Genomic DNA, 12214 nt, shown 5'->3' on the forward strand with positions numbered 1-12214 from the left:
CGGGTCCGCCCGGGCCGCCCTCTACCGCGCCCCGTTACGGGGCTTCATCGCTGTGCCTCATCACTGCGCTTCGTCAAGCTGACGCAGCTCCTTCTTGAGGTCGGCGATCTCGTCGCGGTAGGCCGCGGCCAGCTCGAACCGCAGTTCCCTCGCGGCCGTGAGCATCTGGTCATTGCGGTCGTCGATCTGCTGGACGATTTCGGAGCGGACCTTCGCGGCGCCCTTGGCCTCCTTGCCCTTCCCGCGCGCGGGCCGCTCGGAGGCGACGAGCTTCGCCGTCTCGGCCGCCGAGTCGTAGAGGTCCTCCATGATGTCGCCGATGCGCTTGCGCAGCGGTTGGGGATCGATCCCGTGCTCCTGGTTGTAGGCCACCTGCTTCTCGCGGCGCCGGTCGGTCTCCTCCAGCGCGGCCTTCATCGAGTCGGTGAGGTTGTCGGCGTACATCAGGACCGTGCCCGAGACGTTCCGGGCCGCGCGGCCGATCGTCTGGATGAGCGAGGTCGCCGAGCGCAGGAACCCCTCCTTGTCGGCGTCGAGGATCGCCACGAGGGAGACCTCCGGCAGGTCCAGGCCCTCCCGGAGCAGGTTGATGCCCACGAGCACGTCGTAGTCGCCGCGGCGCAGCTCCCCCAGGAGCTCGACCCGGCGCAGCGTCTCGACCTCCGAGTGCAGGTACCGGACCCGGATGCCGTTGTCGAGGAAGTAGTCGGTGAGGTCCTCGGCCATCTTCTTGGTGAGCGTGGTCACCAGCACCCGCTCGTCCTTCTTCGCGCGCTCGCGGATCTCGTGCATGAGGTCGTCGATCTGGCCCTTGGTCCCACGGATCTCCACGTGCGGGTCGACCAGACCGGTGGGGCGGATGACCTGCTCCACGAACTCGCCCTTGGTCTCCGCCAGCTCCCACTTGCCGGGGGTCGCCGAGAGGTACACGGTCTGGCCCACGCGCTCGCGGAACTCGTCGAAGCGCAGCGGCCGGTTGTCCTGGGCGCTGGGCAGCCGGAAGCCGTGGTCGACCAGGTTGCGCTTGCGGGAGGCGTCGCCCTCGGACATCGCGCCGATCTGCGGGACGGTCTGGTGCGACTCGTCGAGGATCGTGATGAAGTCCGAGGGGAAGTAGTCGAGCAGCGTGTGCGGCGGCGTGCCCGCCGCGCGCCCGTCGATGTGCCGCGAGTAGTTCTCGATGCCGTTGCAGGTGCCGGTCTGGCGCATGTTCTCCAGGTCGAAGACCGTGCGCATCCGCAGCCGCTGGGCCTCCAGGAGCTTGCCCTGGGACTCCAGCTCCGCGAGCCGCTCCTCCAGCTCGACCTCGATGTCGCCGATCGCGCGGGTCATGCGCTCGTTGCCGGTCGCGTAGTGCGAGCCGGGGAAGATGAGCACCCGGTCGACCTCGCGGATCACGTCGCCGGTGATCGGGTGCAGGTAGTAGAGCCGGTCGATCTCGTCGCCGAACATCTCGATGCGGATCGCCAGCTCCTCGTAGGCCGGGATGATCTCGATCGTGTCGCCGCGCACGCGGAAGGTGCCGCGGGTGAACGCGATGTCGTTGCGGCTGTACTGGACGTCGACGAGGCGGCGCAGCAGCTTGTCGCGGTCCCACTCCTGGCCCACGGCCACCTCGGTGGCCTGCTCCAGGTACTCCGCGGGGGTCGCCAGGCCGTAGATCGCCGAGACCGTGGCGACGACCACGACGTCGCGCCGCGTCAGGAGCGAGTAGGTGGCGCGGTGGCGCAGCCGCTCGACCTCCTCGTTGATCGAGGCGTCCTTCTCGATGTACGTGTCCGTCTGGGCCACGTACGCCTCGGGCTGGTAGTAGTCGTAGTAGGAGACGTAGTACTCGACCGCGTTGTTCGGCAGCAGCTCGCGGAACTCCTTGGCGAGCTGCGCGGCGAGCGTCTTGTTGTGGGCCATCACGAGCGCGGGCCGCTGGAGCCGCTCGATGAGCCACGCGGAGGTCGCCGACTTGCCCGTGCCGGTCGCGCCGAGCAGGACCACGTCGCGCTCCTCGCGCCCGATCCGCTCCGACAGCTGCTCGATCGCGGTCGGCTGGTCGCCGGACGGGCGGTAGTCGCTGACCACCTCGAAGCGCCCCTCGGCGCGCGGAATATCGAAAGCCACGGCCCAACCGTAGCGCCGGGGTCCGACAACCCGCGCCCGCGCCGGTGACTTTTCCGGCCCAGGATCGTTGGTCCCTGCGTGAGCTCCGCAACCGAAACTCCCCGCAGATCGGCCCTCCTGTGGGTCATGGCCATCATCGTCGCGATCGCCGTCGCCGGCTGGTTCGCCGTCTCGTGCAGTCCCGACCGCTCGGGCGCCGAGCGCCCCGTCAGCGAGGAGGAGGCCGCGCTGCTCGCGGGCATGCGCGAGCGCAACGCCGACGCCGAGCCGGTCGCCCTGCGCATGACCATGCCCGTCGCGGGCGAGACCGTCGTGGTCGACGCCTACCTCGACTGGGCCAACCCGCTCCTGTACGCGCGCATCCCCGACGCCGAGGGCGGCCACCGCCTCGTCCAGGCCGTCCCCGGCCTCATCGCCTCCCACGCCGACGACGAGGCCGCGTTCGAGGCCGTCGAGGTCCCCGCCGAGGGCTGGACCGCCAGGCAGATGCTCTCGGGCGCGACCACGCCGCAGGAAACGACGCTCGACATCCTCGCCTCCTCGCTGTTCACGCTGACCGCCGAGCAGGCCGACGACCCCGCCGCACTGGCCGAGCAGGCCACCTGGCGCGAAGAGGGCGTCATCGACGGCGAGCCCGTCGACTCCTTCCGCGCCCCGATCATGGTCGAGGCCGACACGACCGCCGGCCCGGCCCCCGAGGCCCTCTACTCGCTCGACGCGGCCGGGGACCTGCGCCGGTTCCAGGTCAACACCGGCGAGGAGAGCCTCTCCTCGATCGACTTCCTGCGCGAGGTCGCGTTCGACCCCGCGAGCCTCGCGCCCGTCGACCTCCTCGGCGGGCCGACCATCTCGCCCGCCGCCGTCGACGAGGACCTGGCGTCCACGCTCGCCGAGCTGCGGGCCGAGAACTGGTCGGAGTCCGCCGAGGTCGACATGACCGTCCCCACCGGCGACGACCAGGTCGCCACCGCCACCGGCTCGGTCGACTGGCGCACCATGACCGCCTACCTCCACGTCTCGGACGCCTCCGGGAAACGGCTGTTCCTCGCCCGCCCCGGCGGCTTCGCGATCCAGCCGACCGACGCCGACGAGCTGCCCGAGACCCCGCCGACCGAGGGCTGGGAGACCCACGCGCTCACCGATGAGGACGTCGCCGACAGCTTCGGGCCCGTCGAGTCCCTCGTCTACCGGCTCCTGGAGATGAGCGCCGAGGAGGCCGACGACGCCGACGCGATCGCCGCCGAGGGCTCGCTGCTGAGGGTCGACGGGACCGGCGACGACGCGGTCTACGTCGTGGAGTTCCCGGTCGCGGGCGACGCCGAGGCCGCCGCAGGCCAGTCCGCGTTCCGCTACCACGTGGCCGACGAGCGACTGGTCGAGGTCGAGATGATGACCTACTTCGGCGTCGCCGGCGCCGAGCTGGAGTACGAGGACTACCCGATGGTCGCCGTGCCGTGGGAGGTCAGCGAGGCGATCGGCTGACCTGCCGGAACAGGACTGCCGAAGGGCCCGGCCGCACGGCCGGGCCCTTCGATCTCACCTCCGTCTAACAAACCGGGGGGTGCCAGCCTGTGGCCTCGGCCCAGGCGTTCGCGCGGGGCCAGGCCTCGCGGTCGAACCAGGGCTCCTTGGCCTCGGCGTAGTCGCTCGCGGAGTCGACCTGCGCGGCGATGACGCCCTTGAGCTGGGCGTAGTCCGCGCGGGCCTGCGGGTCGGCGCGCATCCAGTCGCGGAACAGCAGCGCGAAGCGCTGGCCGGGGCTGTCGATCGGGCGGAAGTGCACCTGGGCGATGTTGCCCGGGTCCGCGTAGCCGTAGAAGCGCTTCTCCCAGTCCGCGGTGTCGGGCCGCCCGGGCTTCGGCGAGTCGAACAGGACCCGGCCGAAGAAACCGGCGTCGCCGAGGGCCTCGGCGAAGGCGTCCACGACGTGCAGCGAGACGACCGTGACCTGGATGTCGACGACGTCCTTGGCGGGCAGGCCTGCGACGGCGGTCGAACCGACATGGTCGATGCGGACGGCGCTGGGGCCCATGACGCGGCGCAGGCGGGCCGCGAGGTGCTCGAAGCGGCGAGGCCAGAACGGGTCGGACTCGACGAACTGGAGCTTCTCGGGCCGCGGTTCGGCGCGGTCGAGCCGCAGGTTCTCGGCGAAGGGGACGATGCGCTCGTCCCACAGCATCGCGACCCGGCGTTCGAGGTCGGCCACGCCGTCCCGGTTGTAGAGGACCAGGTCGCAGACCTCGCGGCGTTCGGTGTCCGACGCCTGGGCGTCGATGCGGCGGATGGCGTCGGCGCGGGGCAGGCCCCGCGCGGCGAGCCGTTCGAGCCTGAGCTCTCGCGGCGCCTCCACGTCGATGTTGAGGTGGAAGCCGGGCGCCTGGCCGGTCTCGGCCAGGAGCGGTATGTCTTGGACGACGATCGCGTCGTCGGGCTGGGCGGCGGTGAGTTCTCGGGCACGGGCGCGGACGCGCGGATGGACGATCGCCTCGAGTTCGGCCCTGGCGGGCGCTGAGGCGAAGACGATCTCGGCGAGTCGGGCGCGGTCGAGCGAGCCTTCGGCGGTGAGCACCTCGGGGCCGAAGCGCGAGACGACCGCGGCGAGCCCCTCGGTGTTCGGGGCGACGACTTCGCGGGAGAGGGCGTCAGCGTCGACGACGCTGGCCCCGAGCTGCGACAGCTTGGCTGCGACCGTGCTCTTACCGGCTCCGATGCCACCGGTCAATGCGACTTTAAGCACAGATAAAACACTACCCGCCCCAGGCGAACAACCTGGGACGGGCAGTGGTCTTGTCAGCTAAACGAGCGACAACCTCGGGCGTCGCCCCCGCGTGAGCGGGGACGGGACCTAGTTGCCGCCGGCGAGCTTCTCGCGCAGTGCGGCGAGGGCCTCGTCGGAGGCCAGGGTGCCCTGGGGCTCGACGGGAGCGGACTTCTTCGACTCCGAAGTCGTCTTCTTCGCGCCCTTCTCGCCCTTGGGGGCGGCTTCGCCCTCGGCGGGCTTGGCCGGAGCCTCGGTGATGACGCGCTCGGCGATCTGCTTGCCGTGCTCCTCCCAGCGGGTGCGGGCCTCGGCGTACTGCCGCTCCCACTCCTCGCGGGCCTCGTCGAAGCCCTCCATCCACTCGCCGGTCTCCGAGTCGAAGCCCTCCGGGTAGATGTAGTTGCCCTGGTCGTCGTACTGCGCGGCCATGCCGTACAGCGTCGGGTCGAACTGCTCCTCGTTCTCGACGAAGGCCTCGTTGGCCTGCTTGAGCGACAGGGAGATCCGGCGGCGGTCCAGGTCGATGTCGATGACCTTGACCATGGCGTCGGAGCCGACCTTGACGACCTGCTCGGGCACCTCCACGTGGCGCTCGGCCAGCTCGGAGATGTGCACCAGGCCCTCGATGCCGTCCTCGACGCGGACGAACGCGCCGAAGGGGACGAGCTTGGTGACCTTGCCCGGCACGATCTGACCGATCGCGTGGGTGCGCGCGAACTGGCGCCACGGGTCTTCCTGGGTCGCCTTCAGCGACAGGGAGACGCGCTCGCGGTCCAGGTCCACTTCCAGGACCTCGACCTCGACCGGCTGACCGACCTCGACGACCTCGGACGGGTGGTCGATGTGCTTCCAGGACAGCTCCGAGACGTGCACCAGACCGTCGACGCCGCCGAGGTCGACGAACGCGCCGAAGTTGACGATCGAGGAGACCGTGCCCTTGCGGACCTGGCCCTTCGCGAGCTGGTGGAGGAACTCGGTGCGGACCTCGGACTGGGTCTGCTCCAGCCAGGCGCGACGCGACAGGACCACGTTGTTGCGGTTCTTGTCGAGTTCGATGATCTTGGCTTCGAGCTCACGGCCGACGTACGGCTGGAGGTCGCGCACACGGCGCATCTCGACGAGCGACGCGGGCAGGAAGCCGCGCAGGCCGATGTCGAGGATGAGGCCGCCCTTGACCACTTCGATGACGGAGCCGCGGACGACGCCGTCCTCTTCCTTGATCTTCTCGATGGTCCCCCAGGCGCGCTCGTACTGAGCCCGCTTCTTCGAGAGGATCAGACGGCCTTCCTTGTCCTCCTTCTGGAGGACGAGGGCCTCGACGTGATCGCCCACAGAGACGACGTCTTCAGGATCGACGTCGTGCTTGATCGACAGCTCGCGCGAGGGGATGACGCCCTCGGTCTTGTAGCCGATGTCGAGCAGGACTTCATCCCGGTCGACCTTGACGACGGTACCTTCGACGATATCGCCGTCATTGAAGTATTTGATGGTCGCGTCGATCGCGGCGAGGAGTTCCTCGTCCGAAAACGTCTCTTCGACCGTGCTGTTCTCAGCGTTGCTCGAGGTGGCCTCGATGCTGCTCGTCATGTGGGCTGGTGCTCCGGATACGTAAGAATCGTGAGCTCGCGCCCGCGCCCTCGCAAGACGCGAATGCTCGCTGGTCAGTTCCCGGGCCGCCCTTGCCGCTGGCAACGCGTCCTGCTCCCTTCTGAGGACGCGGACATGCCCAGGCAGATCCAGGTTACCGTGTGCGATAGTGCCGCGCCAGTCCGGGCCTGGACCTGGTGTCGGCAGCCACCACTAGTGGGCCGCGGCTTCCCAGGACTCGCCGAATCCGGCCGAGACGGTGAGCGGCACCGCGAGGGTCGCGGCGTTCGACATCTGTTCGCGCACGAGCGATTCGAGGCGGTCGGCCTCGCCCGGCGCGACCTCGCACACCAGCTCGTCGTGGACCTGGAGCAGGACGCGCGAGGCGAGCCCCTCGGTCCGCAGCGCGCGGTCGACGCCGAGCATCGCGGTCTTCATGATGTCGGCCGCGCTCCCCTGGATCGGCGCGTTCAGGGCCGCCCGCTCGGCCATCTCGCGAACCTGGCGGTTGTCGGAGGTGAGGTCGGGGAAGTAGCGGCGCCGGCCCATGATCGTCTCGGTGTACCCGGTCTTGCGGGCCTCCTCGACCACCCGGTGCAGGTAGTCGCGGACCTTCCCGAAGCGCGCGAAGTACTCGTCGGAGAGCTGCTGCGCCTCCTGGGTCGAGACGCCGAGCTGCTGGCTGAGCCCGTACGTGGACAGGCCGTAGGCGAGCCCGTAGGACATGGCCTTGATCTTGCGGCGGTGCTCGGCGGTGACCTCGCCGGGCGCGACCGCGAAGACCTTCGCGGCGACCGCCCGGTGGATGTCCTCGCCCTGGACGAACGCCTCGATGAGGCCCTCGTCCCCCGTCAGGCTCGCCATGATCCGCATCTCGATCTGGCTGTAGTCGATCGTCATGAGCGACTCGAAGCCCGAGGAGACGACGAACCCGGCCCGGATCGCGCGCCCGGCCTCCGAGCGCACCGGGATGTTCTGGAGGTTCGGGTCGGTCGAGGACAGGCGCCCGGTCGCGGCCACCGTCTGGAAGAACGTGGTGTGGATGCGGCCGTCGGTCTGGATGGTCGAGCGCAGCGTGGTGACGATCTGCTTGAGCTTCTCCACGTCCCGGTAGCGCAGCAGCTGCTCCAGGAGCGGGTGCCCGGTCTTGGCGAACAACTGCTGGAGCGCGTCGGCGTTCGTGGTGTAGCCGGTCTTGGTGCGCTTGGTCTTCGGCATGTCCAGCTCGTCGAAGAGGATCTCCTGGAGTTGCTTGGGCGAGCCGATGTTGAACGAGCGGCCCACGATCTCGTGGGCGCGGTCGGTGGCCTCCTTCGACTGCGCGGCGAAACCGGACTCGATGTCGGCGAAGTGGCCCTCGTCGGCGGCGATCCCGATGATCTCCATGCGCGCCAGGACGGCCGCGAGCGGGTACTCCATGGCCCCGGCCAGGTGCTCCTGGTGGCGCTGCTCCAGCCGCTCGGCCTGCACGGCCGCGATCTCGCCGATGGCCGCAGCCGCCGCGGCGTCGGCCTCCACCTGGGCGGCGCCGTCGTTCATCGCCGCGTCCAGGCCCACCAGGGCCCCGTCGTCGGCGGGCGTCTCCGCGGTCGCCAGTTCGCGCCCGAGGAACTGCATCGCGAGGTCCCCGAGCGCGTACGAGCGCTGCTCGGGCTTGAGGAGGTAGGCGCCGAGCACGGTGTCCGCCGCGATCCCGGCGACCTCCGGCCAGCCCGCCGCGTCCGCGCCCCACAGGAACGCCTTCGCGTCGTGCACGACCTTCGCCTTCGCCGGGTCGGCGAGCCAGTCGATCCACGACCGCTCGTCCTCGGCGTCCAGCTGCGAGGGATCGAACCACAGCGCACGGCCGCCCTCGGCCAGCGCGATCGAGTCGAACGAGCCCGCGCCGGAGGCGAACGTCCCGGTGTAGGCGAGCGCCACGGTGCCCTCGCACCCGGCGAGCCAGTCGGCGAGGCCGCCGGGGACGAGCGCGGCGGCGTCGACCCGCTCGGTCTCCGCCACGGGGACGGGGGCGGCGCCGACGGCCTTGTCGGCGAGGTTCGCGTTGAGGCGCTCGCCGAGGGCGCGGAACTGGAGGGCGTCGAAGAGGCGGTTGGTCTCGGCGACCGACCAGCCCTCCCACGCCAGTTCGGGGATGCCGGATTCGAGTTCGAGGTCGCGCACGAGCTTGTTGAGGCGGTGGTTGCGCAGGACGTCGTCGAGGTGGTCGCGCAGGCTCTGCCCGGCCTTGCCGGGGAGTTCGTCGGCCTTCTCGACCAGGCCGTCGAGCGAGCCGTACTTGACGATCCACTTGGCGGCGGTCTTGGGGCCGACGCCGGGGACGCCGGGCAGGTTGTCGGCCTTCTCCCCCACGAGGGCGGCGAGGTCGCGGTAGCGGTCGGGGGTGACGCCGTACTTCTCCTCGACCTCCTCGGGGGTGTAGCGCTTGAGCTCGGTGACGCCCTTGACCGGGTAGAGGAGGGTGACGGCCCCGTTGACCAGCTGGATGGCGTCGCGGTCGCCCGAGGAGATGAGGGTCGACAGGCCTTCGGCCTCGCCGCGGGCGGCGAGGGTGGCGATGATGTCGTCGGCCTCGAAGTTCTCCTTGGTGAGCCAGGCGATGCCGAGGGCGTCGAGCAGTTCCTTGATGATCGGGATCTGGGTCTTGAACTCTTCGGGGGTCTCGCCGCGGCCGTCCTTGTAGGCGGGGTACTCCTCGGTGCGGAAGGAGTGGCGTGCGACGTCGAAGGCGACCGCGACGTGGCTGGGCTCCTCGGCCTTGAGCAGGTTGATGAGCATCGACGCGAAGCCGTAGACGGCGTTCGTGACTTGGCCGTCGTCGGTGGAGAACTTCTCGGCGGGCAGGGCGAAGAAGGCTCGGAAGGCCATGGAATGGCCGTCGATCAGGAGCAGGCGCGATTCGGAAGCGGTCACCCGCCGAGCCTAGCGAGTGCCTCCGACAAGTCCGGGACAAGTCCGGGACGGCGTGGCTCCCGGACGCGAAGCGGCCCGCGTCCCTTCCGGGGCGCGGGCCGTCGAGTCCTGAGGAGGCCTACTCGGCTTCCTGGGCTTCCTTCTGCTCGGCCTCGGCGATGACGCGCTCGGCGACGGCGCGCATGGAGAGCCGGTGGTCCATCGCGGCACGCTGGATCCAGCGGAACGCGTCGGGCTCGGGCATCCCGTACTGGGTCATGAGCAGGCCCTTGGCGCGGTCGACGAGCTTGCGGACCTCAAGGCGCTCGGTGAGGTTCGCGACCTCGTTCTCCAGGGCGGTCATCTCGGCGAAGCGGGTGAGGGAGAGTTCGATCGCGGGGACGAGGTCGGACTTCTGGAAGGGCTTCACGAGGTAGGCCATGGCGCCGGCGGACTGGGCCCGGCTGATGAGGTCGCGCTGGCTGAAGGCGGTGAGGATCACGACGGGGGCGATGCGGGCGGAGACGATCTTCTCGGCGGCCTGGAGGCCGTCCATGATCGGCATCTGGATGTCGCAGATGACCAGGTCGGGCTGGTGCTCCTGCGCGAGGCGCACGGCGGCTTCGCCGTCCGCGGCCTCCGCTACGACCTCGTAACCCTCCTCGGTGAGCATCTCGGCCAGGTCGAGGCGGATGAGCCCCTCGTCTTCGGCGATGAGCACGCGCTTGCGCGGCTCCTCGGCGGCCTTGCTCGTCATGGGGTCCCGTACCTTTCATACGCGTATGAACGTGAAGGTGCTCGGCGTTGCCGGGCACACCAGGACGCTAGCTTAGCCGCAGCCGACTGCCGCCGCACGTTCCTATGCCGAGCGTTTCGGACTGCAGGGCCCAAACATCGGCCCCTCTACGGCCGGAGTACCATATGCACCGGCCGGACCCTGCGCCCCGGCCCGCGGCCCGGTATTCCAACTGGCAGAGAAGACGGATTCAAAACCCGTACAGTGTGGGTTCGAATCCCACCCGGGCTACATTCTGTGAGAGCAGCTCAAGCCACAGAAAACCGCCGCCGACCAGTGACAACACCGGTCGGCGGCGGTTTCTTCGTGTGCGGCTCTATGCGGCTGTGGGCGGCTCTCTGCGGCTGTCTGTGGACGAGACGTGGACGGGATTACCCGGCGTCGGGCTCCTCCCCCATGAACTTGTCCATCTGGTCCTGCCACCGCTTCTCGAAGCCGTCGAGGACCTTCGAGTACACGTTGTAGAGCATCTCCAGGCTGTGCCCGGCCCAGTCGGCGACCTGCTGCGGCGGGACGCCTGCGTACAGCCGCAACGAAACGCCGGAGTGGCGGAGGTTATAGGGCCGCTTGAGGCGGAGCCCTTTCCGGTCGATGGGCGCCATGGCGAAGTCCCGCGCCCGGTTCCAGATGAACCAGTAGGTGCTGGAGCCCACCAGGCCGCCGGTTGGTGCGGAGAAGAGCCTGCCGTCCGCGCGGAGCCCGAACCGGTCGACGTGGGCGCGCAGCAGTTCGACCAGTCGCGGCGGGATCGGGACCACACGCGTCTCGGAGTCGGGTCGGTGCTTCAGGCTTCGCTCCTCGAAGGACGAGCCGGTGTCCGTCCAGTCGCCGCCGACCAGCGGCAGGGCCTTCTCCAGGGTGAGGCTCCCCCACCCTTCGCTCGGCAGCTCGCATTGGTAGAGGGCGAGTGAGGCGACCTCCTCGGGGCGCATCATGGCGTAATACATGCACCCGAAGAAGGCGACGAACCGCGGCCCGTTCGGGCCCGCGTAGCTGACGGCGGTCAAGAGGCTCTCGACCTGTTCACGGTTCCCGATCGCCCGCGGGTCGACCTTCGCGACGATCTTGAGGTTGCGCGGCGGGTCCCAGAAGAAACCCGACGCGTGCAGCGGGTGCTGCGGCAGGTAGCCCTTGGCAACGGCGAACTTCAGGAACCCCGAGAGCGTCGTGCGCCGCTTCGTGAAGTGCCGCGCTGAGGCGGCCTTGCCGTCGTGCCGGCGGGTCAAGCCGTCGAGCAGTCCTCGAAGCGTCTCCGCGTCGCTGAGCACGCCCACGGGCGGGCTGGTCTCCTCCACCCAGCCGAGGAGGTCGAGGACTTCGTCTGAGGGCTCCTCGACGTGCTCTGAGAAGTTGAATCCCCAGTTCCGCAGGGCGGTGCGGAGGCCCTTGGCAGTGACCCACTCCGGCGGGTCGGGCAACAGCAGCACGGTGAGGTCGCGCAGGGCGTCGGCGACGGCGATGCGGTACTTGGCCGAGACGCGCCCCCACTTGTACTCCGCGTACTCCAGAAACGCGGCATAAGCGCTCGTCCGCGGGGCCGTCGCCAGGTCTTTCCGGTCGTCGTCCATCGAGGGCGGCAGGCCGGTCACGGTGTCAAACGGCTCGCCGTTCTTGGTGGCGGACACGAGCTTCGAACGGAAGCCATCGGCGAGCGGTGCCGTGGCGAAGGACTGGCTGTAGGCGCGGCCCGCAACGATCCAGCGAACGTTGAACGGGCGCTTCTTGCTGTCCTTCCGCTTGCGGATGGCGTAGACGCGGACGTCGAAACTGGTACTCATGCGCCCACCGCCGCAACGTCGAGAAGGCCTTCGAACCAGGCGTCGAACTCGGATTCCTTGCAGACGACGCGTCCGTTCGGCAACTTGTAGCAGGGCGGGGTCTTTCCGGTAGCGCGCCATTGTTGCCAGGTGCGCCGTGGCAGAGGGCCGTGCTCATCACCGAGGCGACCGAGCATCTCCTCGACGCTGAGCAGCGCCTTGGACCGCTCGGCTCGCGACGCCGGGCGGGCCTGCTTGGCACGGGTTGCGACTCGTGTCATTCTGGTGGTTCCTTCCTTCTTGGCG

Annotated in this window: 8 protein-coding genes and 1 tRNA gene; 2 read left to right on the forward strand and 7 right to left on the reverse strand. The window is 69.5% G+C overall.

All coding sequences use genetic code 11. The features are described 5' to 3' along the window. Nucleotides 1–60: 60 nt before the first annotated feature. The gene (gene uvrB, locus E9998_RS09100; RefSeq protein WP_136529376.1) at nt 61–2115 is read right to left on the reverse strand and encodes an excinuclease ABC subunit UvrB; all 2055 of its coding nucleotides are present in this window, start codon (nt 2113–2115) and stop codon (nt 61–63) included. Nucleotides 2116–2193: 78 nt separating this feature from the next. Here uvrB and E9998_RS25245 point away from each other — a divergent pair, with 78 nt between their 5' ends. Next, complete coding sequence (locus E9998_RS25245) at nt 2194–3597, forward strand: hypothetical protein (RefSeq protein WP_158299750.1); 1404 nt, start codon at nt 2194–2196, stop codon at nt 3595–3597. Nucleotides 3598–3661: 64 nt separating this feature from the next. Here E9998_RS25245 and coaE read toward each other — a convergent pair whose 3' ends face one another. From coaE to E9998_RS09125, 4 genes are all read right to left on the reverse strand, one after another. Further along, on the reverse strand, nt 3662–4852 hold the full coding sequence (gene coaE, locus E9998_RS09110) for a dephospho-CoA kinase (RefSeq protein ID WP_136529377.1): 1191 nt from the start codon (nt 4850–4852) through the stop codon (nt 3662–3664). Between the two features lie 108 nt (nt 4853–4960). After that, on the reverse strand, nt 4961–6463 hold the full coding sequence (gene rpsA, locus E9998_RS09115; protein ID WP_136529378.1) for a 30S ribosomal protein S1: 1503 nt from the start codon (nt 6461–6463) through the stop codon (nt 4961–4963). A 213-nt stretch (nt 6464–6676) separates the two neighbouring features. Further along, on the reverse strand, nt 6677–9376 hold the full coding sequence (gene polA / locus E9998_RS09120; protein ID WP_240037540.1) for a DNA polymerase I: 2700 nt from the start codon (nt 9374–9376) through the stop codon (nt 6677–6679). A 118-nt stretch (nt 9377–9494) separates the two neighbouring features. Further along, nucleotides 9495–10112 carry an ANTAR domain-containing response regulator gene (locus E9998_RS09125; RefSeq protein WP_136529379.1) on the reverse strand — a complete coding sequence of 206 codons (618 nt, stop codon included), beginning with the start codon at nt 10110–10112 and terminating at the stop codon, nt 9495–9497. Between the two features lie 196 nt (nt 10113–10308). Between E9998_RS09125 and E9998_RS09130 the strand changes: the two genes are divergently transcribed. After that, nucleotides 10309–10382, forward strand: a tRNA-Leu gene (locus E9998_RS09130). 140 nt (nt 10383–10522) lie between these two features. On the opposite strand, the gene E9998_RS09135 is transcribed toward E9998_RS09130, so the two are convergent. Further along, entirely contained in the window at nt 10523–11929 is a 1407-nt protein-coding gene (locus E9998_RS09135; RefSeq protein ID WP_136529380.1) for a tyrosine-type recombinase/integrase, read from the reverse strand. After that, nucleotides 11926–12189 (reverse strand): helix-turn-helix transcriptional regulator, encoded by a 264-nt coding sequence (locus E9998_RS09140; protein ID WP_240037541.1) that lies wholly within the window; start codon nt 12187–12189, stop codon nt 11926–11928. Before E9998_RS09140 ends, E9998_RS09135 begins: the two co-directional genes overlap by 4 nt. Nucleotides 12190–12214: the final 25 nt, after the last annotated feature.

The sequence above is a fragment of the Glycomyces paridis genome (assembly GCF_004912155.1).
In the GTDB taxonomy this organism is placed as follows: domain Bacteria; phylum Actinomycetota; class Actinomycetes; order Mycobacteriales; family Micromonosporaceae; genus Glycomyces; species Glycomyces paridis.